This is a genomic window from Pseudomonas sp. zfem002 (genome assembly GCF_032621685.1).
GTDB lineage: Bacteria > Pseudomonadota > Gammaproteobacteria > Pseudomonadales > Pseudomonadaceae > Aquipseudomonas > Aquipseudomonas japonica.
Genome location: NZ_JAVYJH010000022.1, coordinates 19999 through 41037 on the forward strand (window position 1 = coordinate 19999; position 21039 = coordinate 41037).

Consider the following 21039-nt stretch of genomic DNA (forward strand, 5'->3'; position numbering starts at 1 on the left):
ATGGCGGCACTGCCCCTGCGTTTCAGCCACGGGGCACTGGTCGAGGATGGCCAGCGCACCCGCTTCGCCTTGTGGGCACCGGATGCCCGCAGCGTCGAACTCGAACTGGACGGCGCCAGCTTCAGCATGGCCCCCGAGGCCGACGGCTGGTTCCGTCTCAACCGGCGCTGCCCACTCGGCGCCCTGTACCGCTACCGCATCGATGGCGAGCTGTCGGTGCCGGACCCGGCCTCGCGCTTCCAGCCCCAGGGCGTGCACGGCCCGAGCCAGGTGCGCGCGCCGCAGCGCTACCCCTGGCGCAACCACACCTGGCGCGGACGGCCCTGGCGCGAGGCGGTGATCCAGGAGCTGCACGTCGGTCTGCTCGGCGGCTATGCCGGGGTCATGGCCGAACTGCCGCGCCTGGCGGCGCTGGGCATCACCGCCATTGAGCTGATGCCGATCAACCAGTTTCCCGGCGAGCGCAACTGGGGCTATGACGGCGTCCTGCCGTTCGCCCCGCAGCACAGCTACGGCACGCCCGAAGCGTTGATGGCGCTGATCGACCGGGCTCACGACCTCGGCCTGATGGTCCTGCTCGACGTGGTCTACAACCACTTCGGCCCGGACGGCAACTACCTGCAGCGCTATGCCCGCGGCTTCTTTCGCGAGGACCGGCAGACGCCCTGGGGCGCGGCCATCGACTTTCGCCGCGCCGAGGTCCGCGACTTCTTCATCGAAAATGCCCTGATGTGGCTCAGCGACTACCGTTTCGACGGCCTGCGCCTGGATGCGGTGCACGCCATCGACGACCCGGGCTTTCTCCGTGCACTGTCCAGTGCCGTGCGCCAGCACTGCGCGGAACAGCGCCACTGCTGGCTGGTCCTGGAAAACGAGGCCAACCAGGCGCAACTGCTGGAGCAGGCCTTCGACGGGCAATGGAACGACGACGGCCACAACACCCTGCACGTCATGCTCACCGACGAGCGCGAAGGCTATTACGCCGATTTCCAGCAACCCACCGCACGCCTGGCCCGCTGCCTGGGCGAGGGCTTCGTCTACCAGGGCGAAACCAGCCACCTCGGCACGCCACGCGGCGAGCCCAGCGCGCACTTGCCGCCCAGCGCCTTCGTGCTGTTCCTGCAGAACCACGACCAGACCGGCAACCGCGCCCTCGGCGAACGCCTGCCACTGCTCTGCTCGCCCCAGGCCCTGCGCGCGGCGACCACGCTGTTGCTGCTGGCGCCGATGATCCCGCTGCTGTTCATGGCTGACGAATGGGCCTGCGAGCAGCCGTTCCTGTTCTTCACCGACCACCACGACGCCCTCGCCGACGCCGTGCGCGAAGGCCGCCGCGCCGAGTTCAAGGGCTTCGCCGCCTTCGCCGATGCGCAGCAGCGCGAGCGCATCCCCGACCCCAACGCCCTGCGCACCTTTCTCGACTCGCGCCCCATGCGCAACGCCCACAGCGCCGGGCACGAGGCGCTCTACCGCGAACTCCTGCAACTACGCCACGCGCACATCGTGCCGCGTCTGGACGGCAGCCACGCCCTCGGCGCCGAAGTCATCGGCGACAAAGCGATCAGCGCGCGCTGGCGCCTGGGCGATGGCAGCGAGCTGCGCATCGATCTCAACCTCGGCGCGGCCCCGGTGCACGCGCCGCTGCCGGACAGCCATCGAACGCTCTTTCACTGCACTGAAGCAGTGCAACAACCCGGCACGCTGCACCCGTACAGCGCCCTGGTCAGCCTGAGTCCAACCCGCGCAGCGGAGCCTGCCCCATGAGTGACCTGCACCTGCATTACCTGGCCCGCCGCGCGGGCGTCGTGGTCGACTGGATCGACGCCAACGGCCGCGCGCAACAGGTCAGCGACAGCAACCTGCGCCGTATCCTCGGCGCGCTCGGTCATCCCGCCGATGACCTGGACAGCATCGAACTCAGCCTGGAGCGGCTGGAAGAAGCCGAAGACGCACAGCACCTGCCGCCGCTGCTCACCGTGGACATCGGCGCCAGCCTCGATCTGTCGCGCTGGTTCGACGGCGGCAGCCCGTGCCAGGTCCACCTCGAAGACGGCAGCGAACAGGCCCTGCACCTGGACCGCGGCGGTGCCCTGCCCGCCGGCCTGCCGATCGGCTATCACCAGTTGCGCATCGGCGAGCAGACCTTCAGCGTCGCAGTCGCGCCGCTGCGCTGCTACACCCTGGGCGATGCGCAGAACCAGGCCACGCCTCGCAGCTGGGGCATCGCCGCGCAGCTGTACAGCCTGCGCCGCCCCGGCGATGGCGGCTTCGGCGACTGCCTGGCCCTGGAGGCCCTGGCCCGCGGCGCCGCCGAGCGCGGCGCCGACGCCCTGGCGATCAGCCCGACGCACGCGATGTTCGCCAACCACAGCCAGACCTTCAGCCCCTACTCGCCGTCCAGCCGGGTGTTTTTCAACGCCCTCTACGCCAGCCCGGAAATCCTCCTCGGCGAGCGCGCCGTGCGCGTGGCCCGGGAAGCGCTGGGCCTGCCGTTCGCGGCGCTGGAGCAGTTGCCGCTGATCGACTGGGCGCAGGCCGCCACGGCCAAGCAGAAACTGCTGCGCGCGCTGTACCGCGACTTCAGCCGCGGCGAACACCCGCAGCGCGAAGACTTCCTCAGCTTCCGCAAGGCCGGCGGCCAGGCCCTGGAGGATCACTGCCGCTACGAAGCCCTGCTCGACGCCGCCGCCAGCCGTGGCGTCGAGGCCGACTGGCGGCGCTGGTTCGATGGCTGGCGCGACCCGCGCAGCGTCGAGGTGGCGCAGTTCGCCGACAACTACCCGGCCGCCATCGAGTACTACGCCTTCTGCCAGTGGCTGGCGGCGCGCAGCCTGGAGCGTGTGCAACAGGCGGCGCGCGGCCAGGGCATGGCGGTGGGCCTGATCGCCGACCTCGCGGTGGGCGCCGACGGTGCCGGCAGCCAGGCCTGGAGCCGCCAGGACGAACTGCTGGCCGACGTGCATGTCGGCGCGCCACCGGACATCCTCAACCGCGCCGGGCAGAACTGGGGCATCAGCGCCTTCTCGCCCCAGGGCCTCAAGCGCAACGGCTTCCGTGCCTTCATCGAGATGCTGCGGGCCAACCTGGCGCATGCCGGCGGCCTGCGCATCGACCATGTCATGGGCCTGCACCGCCTGTGGCTGATCCCCGCCGGCGCCGCCGCGCCGGACGGCGCCTACCTGCACTATCCGCTGGATGACCTGCTGCGCCTGCTGGCCCTGGAGTCCCATCGCCACCGCGCGATCATCCTCGGCGAAGACCTCGGCACCGTGCCCGAGGGCCTGCGCGACAAGCTCGCGGCGCGGGGAATCCTGGGCATGCGCGTGCTGCTGTTCGAACAGGATCCACCCGGGCATTTCAAGCCGATCCTCGACTGGCCGGACAACGCCCTGGCCACCACCAGCACCCACGACCTGCCACCGCTGGCGGGCTGGCTGGAGTCGCGGGACATCGACTGGAACCAGCGCCTGCAACTGATCGACGCCATCGTCGAACGCGACTGGCGCGAGACCCGCCAGAACGAAATCAAGGGCCTGCGCCAGCTGCTGGAAAGCAACTACCACACGGCCCTGCCCGATTCTGACGCGCTGATCGACGCCAGCGTGCGCCTGCTCGGCCACACCCGCGCGCCGCTGGTGCTGCTGCCGCTGGAAGACCTGCTGGGGGTAGACGAACAGCCCAACCTGCCGGGGACCATCGACGGCCACCCGAACTGGCGCCGGCGCTTTGCCGCGCCGGTGCGCGAACTTCTAGACGACAGCGACGCCGCGCGGCGCCTGGAGCTGCTGGCGCAAGCCCGTGAACAGGCCTGGGAGCGCGACCGATGAAGCCCCTGAGCGCGACCCTGCGCCTGCAGTTCCATGTCGGCTTCAGCCTCGACGACGCAGTGCCGCTGGTGCCCTATTTCGCCCGCCTCGGCATCAGCCATGTCTACGCCTCGCCGCTCCTGCAGGCGCGTCCCGGCTCGATGCACGGCTACGACGTGGTCGACCCGACCCGGGTCAACCCGGAACTGGGCGGCGAGGCGGCCCTCGAACGCCTGGTCGCAGCCCTGCGCCAGCACGGCATGGGCCTGCTGCTGGACATCGTCTCCAACCACATGGCGGTGGGCGGCGAGCACAACCGCTGGTGGCAGGACCTGCTGGCCTGGGGCCGGCGCAGCCGCTACGCCGAGTTCTTCGATATCCAGTGGCACTCGCCGGACCCGCTGCTGGAAGGCCAGTTGCTCCTGCCGTTTCTCGCCGACGACTACGGCAAGGTGCTGCAGGCCGGCGAGGCGCCGCTGCGCTTCGACGCCCACAGCGGTCAGTTCCTCATCCATCACCACGACCATCGCTTCCCCATCAGCCCGCCGGACTACGCGCTGATCCTCGCCGCCAGCCAGCTCGCCGACCTGCGCGACCTGGCCGGACGCTTCGCCGCGCTGAGCGATGCCGAGGCCGCCGCGGCCCTGCAGCGCGAACTCATCGCCCTGGCCCGGCATGCCCAGCACGCGGTGGATATCGAACGCCTGCTCGAAGGCTTCAACTCGCGCACGCCACAAGGCTTCGCGCGCCTGCACGCGCTGCTGGAGCGCCAGCCCTACCGCCTGGCCAGCTGGCGCACCGCGGCGGACGATATCAACTGGCGGCGCTTCTTCGACGTCAACGAACTGGGCGGCCTGCGGGTGGAGCGGCCGGCGGTGTTCGAAGCCACCCACGGCAAGCTGTTCGAGCTGATCGGCCGCGGCCTGGTCGACGGCCTGCGCATCGACCATATCGACGGCCTCGCCGACCCGCGCGGCTACTGCCGCAAGCTGCGCCGGCGCAGCACCGCGCTGCTCGCGCAACGCCCGCTGGGCGCGGCGCTGGAGCACCTGCCGATCTATGTCGAGAAGATCCTCGGCGCCGGCGAACGCCTGCACCGCGACTGGCAGGTGGACGGCAGCACCGGGTACGAATTCATGAACCAGGTGTCGCTGCTGCAGCACGATCCCGCCGGCGAGGCGCAACTGGCCGCGCTGTGGTACGAGTCGAGCGAGCGCCCGGCCTTCGCCGACGAAGTGCGCCAGGCCCGGCAACTGGTGCTGCAGGGCAGCCTCGCCGGGGATTTCGAATCGGTGGCCCAGGCCCTGCTGCAGGTGGCGCGCAACGACGTGATGAGCCGCGACCTGACCCTCGGCGCGATTCGCCGTGGGCTGCAGGCGCTGGTCGAGCACTACCCGGTGTACCGCACCTATATCGGCGCCTGCGGCCGGCCGGCGCAGGACGAAGGGTTCTTCCAGCAGGCCCTGGAGCAGGCCCGCGCCAGCCTCGGCGAGGCCGATGCCGGGGTCCTCGAACACCTGCAACGCTGGCTCGGCGGCGAAGCCTGGCGGCGCCTGCCACCCGGACGTCCGCGCAAGCAGCTGCGCCATGCCTGCGTGCGTTTCCAGCAACTGACCTCGCCCACCGCGGCGAAGGCCGTGGAAGACACCGCGTTCTATCGCTCGGCGGTGCTGCTGTCGCGCAACGATGTCGGTTTCGATGCCGAGCGCTTCAGCGCGCCGCCGCAGGCCTTCCACGAACACTGCCAGCAGCGCCTGCGCGACTTCCCCGACAACCTGCTGGCCACCGCCACCCACGACCACAAGCGCGGCGAAGACCTGCGCGCGCGCCTGGCAGTGCTCAGCGAGCGCGCCGACTGGTACGCCAGCCGCGTCGAGCACTGGCGCGAACTGGCCGAGCCGCTGCGCCAGCACCTGGGCGACGGCCCGGCCCCCTCCGTCGGCGACGAACTGCTGCTCTACCAGACCCTGCTCGGCAGCTGGCCGCTGGACCTGGATGCGGACGATGCGCTGGCCCTACGCGCCTATGCCGAGCGCCTCCACCAGTGGCAGGTCAAGGCCCTGCGCGAAGCCAAGCTGCGCAGCAGCTGGAGCGCGCCCAACGGCGCCTACGAGGAAGCCTGCGCGGCCTTCCTCGACGCCCTGCTGCTGGACGGGCAGTGCCAGCAGCTGCGCCGTTCGATTGCCCAGGCCGCCAATGCCCTGGCCTGCCCCGGCGCGCTGAACAGCCTGGCGCAGACCCTGTTGCGCATGACCGTGCCGGGCCTGCCCGACCTGTACCAGGGCACCGAGTTCTGGGACTTCAGCCTGGTCGACCCGGACAACCGCCGGCCGGTGGATTTCGCCGCGCGCCGCCAGGCCCTGGACGACAGCCAGCCGCCCGCCAGCCTGCTCGCCGGCTGGCGCGACGGGCGCCTCAAGCAGGCGCTGATCGGCCAGGTGCTGGAACGACGGCAGCGCTTCGCCGAGCTGTTCCAGCGCGGCGCCTACCTGCCGCTGGAAGTGCAAGGCCAGCACGCCGAGCGGGTCCTGGCCTTCGCCCGGGTCAACGACGAGCAGCGTGCCGTGGTCATCGTGCCGCGTCTGGCCTGCGCCCTGCTCGGCAACACGGCGCAACCGCTGATCCCGGCGCAGAACTGGGGCGATACGCGGGTGCTGCTGCCGTTCGCCGTCTCCCCCGCGACCTGCACGGGACTTTTCGAGCAGCGCGCAGTCACAAGCAACAGAGAGCTTTGGCTGAACAGCGCGCTGCAGGCGTTTCCCGTGAATCTTTTCATTGATCACATCGAGTCATCAGGAGCGTACCCATGAGTGTCGAGGAAAAACGCATTCGCGAATTCGCGTATCAGATCTGGGAATCGGAAGGCAAACCGGAAGGCCAGGAAGCACGTCACTGGGACATGGCACGCAAGCTGGCCGAGGCCGAATCCCTCGCGCCCAAGGCCAGCACCTCGCGCAAACCGCGCAGCGCCTCGGCCAAGCCGAAGGCCGAGGCAGCGCCGACCCTGGGCAGCAAGACCGCGGCCGCCAAGCCGGCCGCGGCGGCGAAGAAACCCCGCACGCCGAAGAAACCCGCCGCGATCTGAAATCGCGCCAGCCCTGATGAATCCGCCAGCCGTGGCAGCCGCAAGGCCGCCGCGCTGGCCCACTGTTCCCCAGAATCGCGCTTTCCAGGTGACCCATGAGCCGTAGCAAAGACCACTCCGAACCCGTCCACCACGAACCGTCGCGCATCCGTGAAGGCCTGCCCTTCCCCCTCGGCGCCACCTGGGATGGCCTGGGCGTCAACTTCGCGCTGTTCTCGGCCAATGCCAGCAAGGTCGAACTGTGCCTGTTCGACGCCAGCGGCGAGACCGAGATCGAGCGCATCGAACTGCCCGAGTACACCGACGAGATCTTCCACGGCTACCTGCCCGACGCCCATCCCGGGCTGATCTACGGCTACCGCGTGCACGGCCCGTACGAGCCGCACAACGGCCATCGCTTCAACCCCAACAAGCTGCTGATCGACCCCTACGCCAAGCAGCTGGTGGGCAGCCTGAAATGGTCCGAAGCGCTGTTCGGCTACACCATCGGCCATGCCGACGGCGACCTCAGCTTCGACGAGCGCGACAGCGCGCCCTTCGTGCCCAAGTGCAAGGTGATCGACCCCGCCTACACCTGGGGTCGCGACCGGCGGGTGGCCACGCCCTGGGAGAAGACCATCGTCTACGAAGCCCACGTGCGCGGCATCAGCATGCGTCACCCGGCCGTCGCCGACGCCGCCCGCGGCACCTTCGCCGGGCTGATGAACGATGAACTGCTCGGGCATATCAAGGACCTCGGCGTGACCGCCATCGAGCTGCTGCCGATCCACGCCTTCGTCAACGACCAGCACCTGCTGCAGAAGGGCCTGAACAACTACTGGGGCTACAACAGCATCGCCTTCTTCGCCCCCCACCCGCGCTACCTGGCCAAGGGCAAGATCGCCGAGTTCAAGGAGATGGTCGCGCACCTGCACGACGCCGGCCTGGAGGTGATCCTCGACGTGGTCTACAACCACACCGCCGAGGGCAACGAACTGGGCCCGACCCTGTCCATGCGCGGCATCGACAACGCCTCGTACTACCGCCTGATGCCCGACGACAAGCGCTTCTACATCAACGACTCGGGCACCGGCAACACCCTCGACCTCAGCCACCCGTGCGTGCTGCAACTGGTCACCGACTCGCTGCGCTACTGGGCCGGCGAGATGCATGTGGACGGTTTCCGCTTCGACCTGGCGACCATCCTCGGCCGCTATCACGAGGGCTTCGACGAGCGCCACAGCTTTCTCGTCGCCTGCCGCCAGGACCCGCTGCTGCGCCAGGTCAAGCTGATCGCCGAGCCCTGGGACTGCGGCCCCGGCGGCTACCAGGTGGGCAACTTCGCCCCCGGCTGGGCCGAGTGGAACGACCGTTTCCGCGACACCGCGCGGGCCTTCTGGAAAGGCGACGAAGGCCAGCTGGCCGACTTCGCCGCGCGCCTGACCGCCTCCGGCGAGCTGTTCAACCGCCGCGGCCGGCGGCCCTATGCCTCGGTCAACTTCATCACCGCCCACGACGGCTTCACCCTGCGCGACCTGGTGTCGTACAACGACAAGCACAACGAGGACAACGACGAGAACAATCAGGACGGCAGCAACAACAACCTGTCGTGGAACCACGGGGTCGAGGGGCCGACGGACGATCCGCAGATCAACGCCCTGCGCCTGCGCCAGATGCGCAACCTGTTCGCCACCCTGCTGCTGGCCCAGGGCACGCCGATGATCGTCGCCGGCGACGAGTTCAGCCGCACCCAGCACGGCAACAACAACGCCTACTGCCAGGACAGCGAGATCGGCTGGGTCAACTGGGAGCTGGACGAGGACGGCCAGGCCCTGCTGGCCTTCGTCAAGCGCCTGACCCGCCTGCGCCAGAGCTACCCGATCCTGCGGCGCGCCCGCTTCCTGGTCGGCGACTACAATGAGGCGATCGGGGTCAAGGACGTCACCTGGCTGGCAGCGGATGGCAGCGAAATGACCGTGGAACAGTGGCAGGACAGTCAGGGGCGTTGCCTGGGCATGTTGATGGACGGGCGCGCGCAGGTCACCGGCATCCGCAAGCCCGGCGCCGATGCCACCCTGCTGCTGATCGTCAATGCGCACCACGACAACCTGCCCTTCAGCCTGCCGCCAGTGCCCCAGGGCGAATACTGGAGCTGCCTGCTCGACACCGACCAGCCGCAACGGCGCAAGTCGCGCAAGCTGGAGTTCGGCAGCGCCTACGAGGTGACCGGGCGCAGCCTGGTGCTGCTCGAACTGCAACGCGACGAGGAGGCGACGTGAACGTGACAGCGCGACCGGCGGCACAGGCGGTCAAGGCCCTCAAGGTGCTGACCATCAACACCCACAAGGGCTTCACCGCACTGAACCGCCGTTTCATCCTGCCGGAGCTGCGCGAAGCGGTGCGCAGCACCGCCGCCGACCTGGTGTTTCTCCAGGAAGTGCTCGGCAGCCACGAGCGCCATGCGGCCCGCCATCTCGACTGGCCGCAGGTGTCGCAGTACGAATTCCTCGCCGACAGCATGTGGACCGACTTCGCCTACGGGCGCAATGCGGTCTACCCCGAAGGCGACCATGGCAATGCCCTGCTCTCGCGCTACCCCATCGCGCAGTACCGCAACCTCGACGTGTCGATCACCGGCCCCGAGCGCCGCGGCCTGCTGCATTGCGTGCTGGAGGTGCCGGGGCAGAGCGAGGTGCATGCCATCTGCGTGCACCTGTCGCTGCTGGAGAGCCATCGCCAGCGCCAGCTCGGCCTGCTGCGGCGCCTGCTCGACAGCCTGCCGAGCCATGCCCCGGTGATCATCGCCGGTGACTTCAACGACTGGAAACTGCGCGGCAACCGCCTGCTCCATCAGCACCCCGATCTGCACGAAGCCTTCGAGCGCCACCATGGCCTGCTCGCGCGCACCTATCCGGCCCGCCTGCCGCTGCTGCGCCTGGACCGCGTGTACCTGCGCAATGCCCGCAGCCATGCGCCGCGCATCCTCGGCAGCAAGCCGTGGACGCACCTCTCCGATCATCTGCCGCTGGCAGTGGAAGTGCATCTGTAGCAATGATTCGAAATAGCGCTGGCGGGTTAAATCGCCAGTCTCTCTATGGCTTGAAGATTCCTGTGATTTTTCAGTGAGTTGCCTGCCAAGACGAATCCATCACAGGCCTATCACACAATCTTGACGCCCCCCTTCCGATCTCCTTGACTTCACCGTAGCGACACCCGTTCAGCACTCAATCCGAGCGTCTAGCTCGCGCCTTTTCGCGCGGGACGGGGTTCGCTTGCTGGTTTGGGTCGCCCCTCCTCGAGCCGTGACATCAGGCCAGAACCCTGGCTGTTTCATTGAGGAGATCCGCCATGAAAAAACCGTCGAATCCTTCGGGCTTTGAATCGTTTTTCTTCGCGGTTTCCACGTCGCTGCTCCTGGCAACCCCGGTGGAATCGCAAGCACTCGATCTCGACGATCAAGACCCGTTTCCGGCGTTCGCTGTGCCGACCCTGACCTTGCAACCCGTAAGCATCAGCGGCCTCGGCCGCGAGACCCTCGGCGCCTTTTCCGAGCAGCGCGCGCAGCGTGACCTGCTGCCCGAGCCGGACCTGCTGCAGAGCCAGTGGGCGCAGTTCTTCCCCAGCGCGGCGCGGCCGGCGGCGACGGTGCATCTGGAGGCGCCGGGCAACGACCTGCGCATGAGTCCGGACCTGTTCGTGCGCGAGACTGCGGGGGGCAGCGTCCATCGGGCGGGGATCTTCGTCGGGCACAGCGATCTGCAGAGTGGTTTCGACGGCAAGCGTCCGCAGCTCGGCGAGAAGAACAACAACGTGCGCCTGCAGGGGGAAAGCGTCGGCATGTACTGGAGCATGCGCCATGAACAGGGCTGGCATGTGGATGCGGTGGCCATGGGCACGCGCTTCGACGCCAGCGGGCGCAATGACGCCGGCGAGCGGATCGACGGCGACGGGCATGCGCTGACCTTCTCGGTGGAGGGTGGTTTTCCCATCGGCCTGGGCAAGAACTGGGTGATCGAGCCGCAGGCGCAGTTGGTCAACCAGCAGTACTTCGCCGCCAGCCAGGCCCAGGCCGAGGCGCTGCAGGCCTACGATGGCCAGCCGAGCTGGAGTGGTCGGGTCGGGGCGAAACTGTCCGGGCACTATGTGGTGAGCGGCATGCCCATCGAACCCTATGTGCGGACCAACGTCTGGTATGACTTTTCCAATGCCGACACGGTGAGCCTGGACAAAGTCGACAAGATCAGCAGCGGGCGCAACGCCGCCACCGTGGAACTTGGCCTGGGCCTGGTGGCGCGGGTCACGCCGAAGGTGGCGCTGTTCGTCAGCGCCGATTACAGCAGCGATGTGGATGACAATGATCTGAACGGGTTGATCGGCAATCTTGGGGTCAGGGTGAGGTGGTAGGCACACTGCGCATTACCCTGTAGGAGCGAGGCTTGCCCGCGAAAGGACCACACAGCGGTCCCCGATGGTAGTGAGGTCGGGGACCGCTTTGCGGTCCTTTCGCGGTGGTTCGTCACACGACAAGCCTCGCTCCTACGAACATGTTCAAGTCCTCCGAATGACGACGCGCCAGAAAGACAAAGACCTTTCATCCAATCATCCAGACAAATCCTACATACCTCACCCACTATCCCGCCCATCCTCTGGCCGGTCGGCCTGCATACCCTCAGAACACAGGAAGGTCATCGCAGGCCATCACCCGTCTTCGAGTACGACTCGATTACCCAGCCAAGAGGAAATACATCGATGGATGGATTTTTCATACGTCGAGGCGACAAGACCAGTTGCGGTGGCGTGGTCACCGGATCCGACAGCCTGATCACGATGATGGGCATCCAGCATGCCCGCGAGGGCGACAGCGTCACGCAAGTCGCCACCTCCGCGCCCTCGCCAATTCTGGAGTAACTGCCCCATGTCCTTGAAAGATTTCCAACAAACCACCGCGCTGGGGCCTGATGCCCTGTTTCTGCTGGAAGGCGCCACGTTCGATACCTCGCCTGGCGGGCAGCACAGGCCGAAGCAGATCGTGATCAATGCGTTGCCGTTGACCAAGCTGCCGGTGGCGATGCGGAAGATGGGGTGGCATACGTCGGCGGCGTTGATGCAGCGATGGTTTGACAGTCCGGGGTGGAAAATGCCGGAGTCGTGGAAATCAGACTACGGTCAACCGTCGCCGATGGTGCTGGCACAAGCGCAGTGCGACGAACATCTTGTGAAGATGAGCTGGGCGATGGGCTTTGAACGGTGCCAAATAGCGGTCAGTAAAGCTGAATTGGCTCTCACTACACCAAACGCTATCGTCCGATTGAAGACCCTGCTGCAGAAAGTCGGTTGGAAGAATCGCGGCACGGTGAAATTGGGATGCCCAACATTTTCCGCGCGGGAGATAGACGCTTCGTCCCAAATCAACTTCGTGACACTTGGCACCAACACCGACACGCTCGACGATATGTATGGAGCTCTGGGCATAGCAACGCTAAAAATTGGTGTCGCAGGAAGAACGTTCAGCAAGATTGCGCCAGACACCCAGAAATTACGAAATTACTTTCAGGTCGAGCACATCGGCTTTTACATTCGAGACCACTATGACTTCAATGGCCCCCAGTTTTTGGGAATCTGGACAGCAAATCGCGTTCTATCAAAAAAGGAAATGCTTCGATCTTCCCTTCCAAGCGGACAATCGATCTACAAATGGGCAACCGACGAATTCGCGCTCATTCAGAATAGTGATTTCAGAAATTACAGAGAACAAATTGGAATGGGTGGCGACTACGTTCTCTACTCCGATGTGCTCTGGAAGAAAGTCGACAAGATCATTGATCTGGGTGAAGCGCCTTGAAACCGCTCTCGAAGTTTTTGTTTCTAGGGGGCGGTGCAATACTCGGGCTTTGGTTCGCTTCCGACTGGTGGGAAAAGGGCCTCGCTTCTCCGATGGACAAATCCGTAACAAGCCCGAATGGTTGCTCTACTCTTCGGGCTTTCAAGCCGTTTTGGTTATTACCTGACATACTGCACCGTGAGTTCCCACCCAACGAAGATGGTGCTGTACGATGGTTTCCCGCATGGGAGTCCCCCGGTTTCTTTCGCTTATATGACAACCACAACGGCCAACTTATTGGCGAGACCGTCATTTATGATCTCGCGTTTTCAGGAGGCGGTCTGGACTGGAACCGCGGCGGAGGTGTTTGGGTAGGAATGACTTATGTTGGCCCAAGCATCCAAGACTGTATCGGTGTCAATCCCGACCTGGGTCCAAGATCTTGAGGGCTCACCTGGTTCTTCTCGCGACATCACTTATCTCAGGAGGGCTCTGGCTATCCTCAGAATGCTGGGAAACAGGACTCGCAGCCCCACTCAGCGATCCTGTAATCAGCCCCAACGGATGCTACCGTCTGCAAAGCTTCAAACCGTTCTGGGTACTACCCGATATTCTTCACAGAAAAGCGGATCCTAACGAAGACATCAGTCCAAAATGGCTTCCTTGGTGGGAATACCCTGGATTTTACCGACTGTACGATCATCGTAGCGGGAAGCTTCTGGGGGAAAGCAGGATCTACGACTTGGAACAAGCCAGCGGCCCGATTAACTGGGGGGTTAACGGAAATGTATACGCAGGCATGATTTATGTAGGCCCAAATGCTTCGAACTGTATTTTCGATAAACCGGCTCCAGTTAGAAACTGAGCTGTAAAAATGCCCTATTAAACATTCAAGACAGCACGAGAGCAATTGATTGGGCCTGGTGGCGCGGGTCAGGGTGAGGTGGTAAGCACAGTGCGCATTACCCCGTAGGAGCTGGCTTGTCGGTGTGCCGAACCACTGCGAAAGGACCGCGCAGCGGTCCCAGACCCTACCGCCATCGGGGACCGCTTTGCGGTCCTTTCGCGGGCAAGCCTCGCTCCTACGGGGTAGCGGTGGTTTCCTGCCGGGCCGCCAGCACATTGCACGGCAGATGCTGCAGCACATGCTCGGTGGTACTGCCCAGCAAGCCCTGCGCGCCCTTGCGCTGGCTGCTGCCCATGACGATCACGTCAGCCCGGTGATGCGCCGCGTACTCGCCGATGGCATGGCTGGCCGGCCCGCTGACGAAATGCCGGTGCGCCTCCGGCACGCCGTGAGCATCGGCCAGGTGCTCGAAGGCCAGCTGCGCCGAGCGCCGCACCTCGCTGTTGAAGCCCGGCATGGTCACCGCCCCGGCGCCGAAATCGGCGATACGGGTCTGCGCCACATCCCAGGCGTGCAGCAGATGCAGGTCGGCATCGCACTGGATGGCCATGGCATTGGCCTCGCGGATCACCCGCTCGTTGAGCCCGGTGTGCTGGCTGTCCGGATGCAGGGTGTCGACCGCGGCGATGATCACCCGCGGCAGCGGGCAGCGCACCTCGCTGACCAGGTGCAGCGGCGCCGCGCAATCGCGCAGCAGTTGCCAGTCCGGCGGCGTGAGGAAAACCCGGCGCAGCGCCGACTCATGGTGGACATCCTTGATCACCAGGTCCGGCTCCATCTCCTCGACGTGTTCGAGCATGTCCTTCATCACCTGGCGGCTGAGCTGCACTTCGCAGGTCACTTCCAGACCGTCATGGCGCAGCTGCGTGGCTTCGTCGCGCAGCCAGGTCCAGGCTTCCTGCTCCATCGACTGGCGCAACGCCGTGCCCGAGGCCATGCGTCCCAGCAGGTCGCCTTCCTCGATGAACACCGCCAGGTGCAAGGCCGCATCGGTGGCCTTGGCGATCGCCACGGCGCGCTCCAGCGCCGCGGTGTGCCGCAGGTTGGGCGAAGCGATCATGAAAAGTCGTTGATACTGGCGCATGAGACACCTCCAACGGGTGGTCCGCTCGGCCCCCTCCCTGGGAGATCAACGCGCCCGACCAGGACGGCCAAGGCGGCGCCGCCAGCGACGGATGCGCTGGCGGCGTATTCAGTATAAGCCGCGCTTCACAGACAGGTGGCCAGGGCGGCCATACGGCGCTGGGCCAGCGGCCCCTTGGTCTTGGCGTAGAACTTCACCTGGCTGCCGGCGCCGGCGGCGGCGATATCGGCGAAGAACTCGGCGCCACGGGTGGAAACCACGATCAGCTCGCGCTCACGCTCCAGATAACCACTGGCATCGACGCCGAACACGGCTTCGTCCTGCCAGCTGAACTGCACGCACTCGGCGACCTTCAGTGCTTCTTTGGTCGAATTGAAAATCTTCTCCGGCTGGCCGGAGCGGGCCTCATCGATCACCGCCGAGGCACAGCCCGCCAGCAGCATCGCGGCGATGATCGCCAGTCCTGTACGCATGTTTCACCTCGTCGAGCGCAAAAAAGGAGGCGACTTTAGCACCGCCGGGCCCGTCGCCGAAAACCCTGTTTTCCGTGTGCCAATAGACGCCATCGATCACACCATCAAGAAGGTCGATTAGTCACACAAAAAACATGGACATAAACTGCCCGCGACTACGCCCGCAAGCCGCCAGCAGAGTGCGCTACCGCGTAGTCCCTGCATGCTTTGGCCTGAACACCACTGACCGATCCTGACGCTTTCACCGGCGGGCCCCCGCGCGCCCGGTCGGCGCCCAGGCTCGGCCGCGAGAAGGAGATGATCATGGGACTGGGTAGACGACAGTTCTTCAAACTGTGCACCGTGGGCGCCGCCACCGCGACCTGCGCCACCCTGGGCTTCGCCCCGGGCATGGCCCAGGCCACCCAGTCGCGCCAGTACAAGCTGCTGCGGGCCAAGGAGACCCGCAACAACTGCACCTACTGCTCGGTGGGCTGCGGCCTGCTGATGTACAGCCTCGGCGACGGGGCGAAGAACGCCAAGGCGCGGATCTTCCATATCGAAGGCGACCCGGATCATCCGGTCAGCCGCGGCTCGCTGTGCCCGAAAGGCGCCGGCCTGGTCGACTACATCCACAGCGAACAGCGCCTGCTGTTCCCCGAATACCGCGCACCGGGCTCGGACAAGTGGCAGCGGGTCAGCTGGGACTACGCCATCGAGCGCATCGCCCGCCTGCTCAAGGACGACCGCGACGCCAACTTCATCGAGAAGAACGCCAAGGGCACCACGGTCAACCGCTGGCTCAGCACCGGCATGCTCTGCTCCTCGGCGGCCAGCAGCGAAACCGGCTCGCTGGACCAGCGCTTCACCCGCGCCCTGGGCATCCTCGGCACCGACAGCCAGGCGCGGGTCTGCCACGCGCCGACGGTATCGGCCCTGGCGCCGACCTTCGGCCGCGGCGCGATGACCAACAACTGGGTCGACATCAAGAACGCCAACGTGGTCCTGATCATGGGTGGCAACCCCGCCGAGGCGCACCCGGTGGGCTTCAAGTGGGTGATCGAGGCGAAGATCCGCAACGGCGCCAAGGTCATCGTCGTCGACCCGCGCTTCAACCGCAGCGCCGCGGTGGCGGACATCTACGCGCCGATCCGCGCCGGCTCCGACGTGACCTTCCTGATGGGCATGGTCAACTGGCTGATCAGCCACGACAGGATCCAGCACGAGTACGTGCGCGCCTACACCAACGCCAGCCTGATCGTGCGCGAGGACTACCACTTCGACGAAGGCCTGTTCAGCGGCTACGACGCCAGCAAGCGCAGCTATGACCGCAGCTCGTGGAACTACGAGCTGGACGAGAACGGCTTCGCCAAACGCGACCTGAGCCTGAGCCATCCGCGCTGCGTGTGGAACCTGCTCAAGGCCCACGTCGCCCGCTACACCCCGGAGATGGTCAGCAGCGTCTGCGGTACGTCGCAGGAAGACTTCCTGCAGATCTGTGCGATCCTCGGCGAGACCAGCGCCCCGGACAAGACCGCAACCTTCCTCTACGCCCTCGGCTGGACCCACCACACCAACGGCGCGCAGATGATCCGCGGCTCGGGGATGATCCAGCTGCTGCTGGGCAACATCGGCATGGCCGGCGGCGGGGTCAACGCCCTGCGCGGCCACTCCAACATCCAGGGCTACACCGACCTCGGCCTGCTCTCCCTGCGCCTGCCGGGCTACATGAACCTGCCGTCCGACGCACAGACCGACCTTGCCACCTACCTCAAGCAGACCACCCCGGCCGCGCTGCTGCCGGAGCAGGTCAACTACTACAAGAACACGCCGAAGTTCTTCGTCAGCCTGATGAAGAGCTTCTGGGGCGACAAGGCCACCAAGGACAACGACTGGGGCTTCGACTGGCTGCCGAAGTGGGACGACAGCTACGACGTGATCAACTTCACCAACCGCATGTACGAAGGCAAGGTCAACGGCTACATCGCCCAGGGCTTCAACCCGGTGGCCGCCTTCCCGGACAAGAACAAGGCCCAGGAAGCCCTGGCCAGGCTCAAGTTCCTGGTGATCATCGACCCGCTGGCCACCGAGACCTCGAGCTTCTGGAAGAACCACGGCGAGGAGCACGACGTCGATACCGCGGCGATCCAGACCGAGGTGTTCCGCCTGCCCTCCTCCTGCTTCGCCGAGGAAGACGGCTCCATCGTCAACTCCTCGCGCTGGCTGCAATGGCACTGGGCCGGGGCAGCGCCGCCCGGCGAGGCCTGGCACGACGGCAAGATCCTCGGCCACCTGTTCATGAAGATCCGCGAGCTCTATGAAAAGGAAGGCGGCGCCAACCCCGCGCCGATCCTCAACATGGCCTGGGACTACGCCGACCCGCTGGACCCCAAGCCCGAGGAAGTGGCCAAGGAGTCCAACGGCCGCGCCCTGGCCGACCTGCATGACGACCAGGGCAACCTGATCCTGCGCAAGGGCCAGTTGCTCAATGACTTCGGCCAGTTGCGCGACGACGGCAGCACGGTGTGCTTCAACTGGATCTTCGCCGGCTCCTGGACCGAGCAAGGCAACCAGATGGCCCGTCGCGACAACAGCGACGTCGGCCTGGGCAACACCCCCGGCTGGGCCTGGGCCTGGCCGCAGAACCGCCGCGTCCTGTACAACCGCGCCTCGGCCGACCCGGCCGGCCAGCCGTGGGACCCGAAACGCCAGCTGATCGCCTGGGACGGCGCGCGCTGGAGCGGCGTCGATGTGCCGGACTTCGCTCCGACCATCGCCCCGGGCAGCGCCACCTGCCCGTTCATCATGCTGCCCGAAGGCGTCGGCCGCCTGTTCTCGGTGGGCGCGCTCAACGACGGGCCGTTCCCCGAGCACTACGAACCGACCGAAAGCCCGCTGGCGAGCAACCCGCTGCATCCGGCCGTGACCTACAGCCCCACCGCGCGGGTGTATGAGCACGACCGCTCGCGCATGGGCAAGCGCGACGAGTTCCCCTATGTCGCCACCACCTACTCGATCACCGAACTGTTCCGCCACTGGACCAAGCACTCGCGGCTCAACGCGATCATCCAGCCCGAACAGTTCGTCGAGATCGGCGAAAAGCTCGCGGCGGACAAGGGCATCCAGCACGGCGACCGGGTCAAGGTCAGCACCAGGCGCGGCTATATCAAGGCCAAGGCCGTGGTGACCAAGCGCATCCAGCGCCTGACCATCGACGGCCAGCCGGTCGACACCATCGGCATCCCCTGCCACTGGGGCTACGAGGGCAGCACGCGCAAGGGCTTCCTGGCCAACACCCTGACCCCGGGGGTCGGCGACTCCAACACCCACACGCCGGAATACAAGGCGTTTCTCGTCAACGTGGAAAAGGTCTGAGGGCGCATCCATGTCATACCAGTCCCAGGACATCATCAAGCGCTCGGCCACCAGCAGCCTGACCCCGCCGCCCCAGGCGCGCAGCCACCAGGCCGAGGTGGCCAAGCTGATCGACGTGAGCATCTGCATCGGCTGCAAGGCCTGCCAGGTGGCGTGCAACGAGTGGAACGACCTGCGCGACGAGGTCGGCCACAACGTCGGCGTCTACGACAACCCCGCCGACCTGACGGCGGACACCTGGACGCTGATGCGCTTCGACGAGGTCGAGCACGAAAGCGGCCGCCTCGAATGGCTGATCCGCAAGGACGGCTGCATGCACTGCGCCGACCCCGGCTGCCTCAAGGCCTGCCCGCAGCCGGGGGCGATCATCCAGTACGCCAACGGCATCGTCGACTTCCAGTCCGAGCACTGCATCGGCTGCGGCTACTGCATCGCCGGTTGCCCGTTCGACGTACCGCGGATCAGCCAGAAGGACAACAAGGCGTACAAATGTACGCTTTGTGTCGATCGCGTCTCGGTCGGCCAGGAACCGGCCTGCGTCAAGACCTGCCCGACCGGGGCGATCAACTTCGGCGGCAAGGCCGACATGCAGCAGTTGGCCGCCGAGCGCGTGCGCGAGCTCAAGGGCCGCGGCTTCGCCGGCGCCGGCCTGTATGACCCGCAGGGGGTCGGCGGCACCCATGTGATGTACGTCCTGCAGCACGCCGACAAACCGCACCTGTACCACAAGCTGCCCACCGATCCGCGCATCAGCGCCGCGGTGCAGGGCTGGAAGGGCTGGCTCAAGCCGGCCGCGGCGGTGGCCTTCTTCGCCACCCTGGCCGGCACCGTGTTCCACTACGTCGGCGTGGGCCCCAACGAAGTGGACGAGGACGAAAAACACAACGAGGAGACCCCGGCATGAACAAGGACAAGATGATCCTGCGCACGCGCTTCATCGAGCGCGCCAGCCACTGGCTGATGGTGATCTGCTTCTTCAGCGTCGCGCTGTCCGGCCTGTCGTGGTTCTTCCCCTCGCTCAACGGCCTCAACGCCGTGTTCGGCACACCGCAGATGGCACGCATCCTCCATCCGTTCTTCGGCGTGGTGGTGTTCCTGCTGCTGGTGTTCCTGTTCATCCGTTTCGTGCGCTACAACCTGCCGGAGCCGCAGGACAGGATCTGGTTCAGGAACCTGCCCCAGGTGCTCGCCGGCAAGCATGAACCGGCGCTGCAGATCGGCAAGTACAACGCCGGGCAAAAGGTGCTGTTCTGGGGAATCATGGGCTTGATCTGCGTGCTGCTGGTCAGCGGCGTGGTGATCTGGCGGCCCTGGTTTGCGCCGCTGTTTTCCATCCCGGTGATTCGGATCGGGCTGCTGGTGCATGCACTGGCGGGGATCGGCCTGATCCTGCTGGTGATCGGGCATGCCTACCTGGCGTTCTGGGTGAAGGGTTCGATTCGCGGCATGGTCACCGGTTACGTATCCCAGCGCTGGGCGAAGACCCACCATGACCGCTGGTACCGGCAGGTCAGCGCCAAGCAGGAGGGGAAAGGCCAATGAACAGTATCCGCATGACACCCCTGGAAGGCGGCCAGGCGGCGGTGGGCGAGATCGTCCCGGTGCTGCTGCCGTCCCGCGCGGGCGACTACCGGAAACGCGCCGCGCGCCTTCGGGTGCTGGCGGTCGGGCATCCGATGGCGGATTACCTGGGTTTCGTCGGCGGCTTGGTGGAAAGCCAGCAGCGCCTGCTGGAGTGCCTGCCATTGCCCTCGGCCCTGCTCGAAACCTTGCCGGTGCTGCTCGACGGCAGCGGCGCGCCGCTGGATTGCCGCCGGCATGTGCGGCACGGCCATTGGCTGGCGTTGCTGCGCGGGCTGGGTGAACACATCGAACACCCGGCACTGGAGGACCTGCTGGGCGAAGACGACGAGCGCCTGGGGGCCCAGGCCGACGCCCTGCTGCGCGGTGATTTCCACCAGGTGCACAGCGGCGCGGCGCTGTTTCTCTGGGCGGCGTTGTCGCTGTACTTCCGTCAGTTGGCGGCGCATCTGCCGGCCAGCGGCAAGGCCCAGGGCGAGGGTCGCCAGCACTGCCCGGTGTGCGCCAGCGCGCCGGTGGCCAGCAGCATTCTCAGCGGCGCCCAGGCCGGGCTGCGTTACCTGCACTGCGGGTTGTGCGAAAGCCGCTGGCATATGGTCCGGCTCAAGTGCAGCAACTGCGAGGCGACCGGGGCGCTGGACTATTGGTCGCTGGATGCGCCGCGGGTGGCGGTCAAGGCCGAGAGCTGCGGAGCGTGCGAGAGTTACCTGAAGGTGTTCTATCCGGAGCATGACCGCGATCTGGAGGTGCTGGCGGATGACCTGGCGACGCTGGGGCTGGATGCCGAGGTGGAGCGGGAGGGGTTTGGGCGCAGTGGGGTCAGTCCGTTTCTGTTTCCGGGATGACCCTTGCAAACTCGGTCTACCCTGTAGGCGCTGGCTTGTCGTGTGACGCCCCCTTGCGAAGGACCGCGCCAGCGGTCCCGACATGCCCGGATCTCTGGATAACC

At 66.2% G+C, this 21039-nt stretch carries 16 protein-coding genes; 14 read left to right on the forward strand and 2 right to left on the reverse strand.

Annotated features, from left to right (window positions below; translation table 11 throughout):
* The 10 genes from treZ to RTI28_RS22520 all read left to right on the forward strand — a co-directional run bounded on the left by treZ (position 1) and on the right by RTI28_RS22520 (position 13556).
* Positions 1-1764: a malto-oligosyltrehalose trehalohydrolase gene (treZ, locus tag RTI28_RS22475; protein WP_316922489.1), complete on the forward strand. Its 1764-nt coding sequence runs from the start codon at positions 1-3 to the stop codon at positions 1762-1764.
* Entirely contained in the window at positions 1761-3827 is a 2067-nt protein-coding gene (gene malQ, locus RTI28_RS22480; RefSeq protein ID WP_316922490.1) for a 4-alpha-glucanotransferase, read from the forward strand. Before treZ ends, malQ begins: the two co-directional genes overlap by 4 nt.
* Complete coding sequence (locus RTI28_RS22485) at positions 3824-6616, forward strand: malto-oligosyltrehalose synthase (protein WP_316922491.1); 2793 nt, start codon at positions 3824-3826, stop codon at positions 6614-6616. Before malQ ends, RTI28_RS22485 begins: the two co-directional genes overlap by 4 nt.
* On the forward strand, positions 6613-6891 hold the full coding sequence (locus RTI28_RS22490) for a DUF2934 domain-containing protein (RefSeq protein ID WP_316922492.1): 279 nt from the start codon (positions 6613-6615) through the stop codon (positions 6889-6891). The genes RTI28_RS22485 and RTI28_RS22490 overlap by 4 nt, the downstream gene beginning before the upstream one ends.
* A gap of 95 nt (positions 6892-6986) precedes the next feature.
* Positions 6987-9149 (forward strand): glycogen debranching protein GlgX, encoded by a 2163-nt coding sequence (gene glgX, locus RTI28_RS22495; protein WP_316922493.1) that lies wholly within the window; start codon positions 6987-6989, stop codon positions 9147-9149.
* Positions 9146-9919 carry an endonuclease/exonuclease/phosphatase family protein gene (locus tag RTI28_RS22500; RefSeq protein ID WP_316922494.1) on the forward strand — a complete coding sequence of 258 codons (774 nt, stop codon included), beginning with the start codon at positions 9146-9148 and terminating at the stop codon, positions 9917-9919. The genes glgX and RTI28_RS22500 overlap by 4 nt, the downstream gene beginning before the upstream one ends.
* A 299-nt stretch (positions 9920-10218) precedes the next feature.
* On the forward strand, positions 10219-11274 hold the full coding sequence (locus RTI28_RS22505) for an autotransporter outer membrane beta-barrel domain-containing protein (protein WP_316922495.1): 1056 nt from the start codon (positions 10219-10221) through the stop codon (positions 11272-11274).
* A 345-nt stretch (positions 11275-11619) separates the two neighbouring features.
* Entirely contained in the window at positions 11620-11778 is a 159-nt protein-coding gene (locus RTI28_RS22510) for a PAAR domain-containing protein (protein WP_316922496.1), read from the forward strand.
* 7 nt (positions 11779-11785) lie between these two features.
* A complete protein-coding gene (locus tag RTI28_RS22515; RefSeq protein ID WP_316922497.1) occupies positions 11786-12712 on the forward strand; it encodes a DUF6402 family protein in 927 nt (308 codons plus the stop codon).
* A gap of 418 nt (positions 12713-13130) precedes the next feature.
* A complete protein-coding gene (locus RTI28_RS22520) occupies positions 13131-13556 on the forward strand; it encodes a hypothetical protein (protein ID WP_316922571.1) in 426 nt (141 codons plus the stop codon).
* 217 nt (positions 13557-13773) lie between these two features.
* On the opposite strand, the gene RTI28_RS22525 is transcribed toward RTI28_RS22520, so the two are convergent.
* Positions 13774-14682 carry a universal stress protein gene (locus RTI28_RS22525; RefSeq protein ID WP_316922498.1) on the reverse strand — a complete coding sequence of 303 codons (909 nt, stop codon included), beginning with the start codon at positions 14680-14682 and terminating at the stop codon, positions 13774-13776.
* A gap of 125 nt (positions 14683-14807) precedes the next feature.
* Entirely contained in the window at positions 14808-15155 is a 348-nt protein-coding gene (locus RTI28_RS22530) for a hypothetical protein (protein ID WP_316922499.1), read from the reverse strand.
* A 303-nt stretch (positions 15156-15458) separates the two neighbouring features.
* Between RTI28_RS22530 and fdnG the strand changes: the two genes are divergently transcribed.
* From fdnG to fdhE, 4 genes are read left to right on the forward strand one after another with little or no spacing between them, the layout of a single operon-like run.
* Positions 15459-18509: a formate dehydrogenase-N subunit alpha gene (gene fdnG, locus RTI28_RS22535; RefSeq protein ID WP_316922500.1), complete on the forward strand. Its 3051-nt coding sequence runs from the start codon at positions 15459-15461 to the stop codon at positions 18507-18509.
* Between the two features lie 10 nt (positions 18510-18519).
* Entirely contained in the window at positions 18520-19413 is an 894-nt protein-coding gene (fdxH, locus tag RTI28_RS22540) for a formate dehydrogenase subunit beta (protein ID WP_316922501.1), read from the forward strand.
* Positions 19410-20051 carry a formate dehydrogenase subunit gamma gene (locus RTI28_RS22545; protein WP_316922502.1) on the forward strand — a complete coding sequence of 214 codons (642 nt, stop codon included), beginning with the start codon at positions 19410-19412 and terminating at the stop codon, positions 20049-20051. The genes fdxH and RTI28_RS22545 overlap by 4 nt, the downstream gene beginning before the upstream one ends.
* Positions 20048-20935 (forward strand): formate dehydrogenase accessory protein FdhE, encoded by an 888-nt coding sequence (fdhE, locus tag RTI28_RS22550; RefSeq protein WP_316922503.1) that lies wholly within the window; start codon positions 20048-20050, stop codon positions 20933-20935. The genes RTI28_RS22545 and fdhE overlap by 4 nt, the downstream gene beginning before the upstream one ends.
* Positions 20936-21039: the final 104 nt, after the last annotated feature.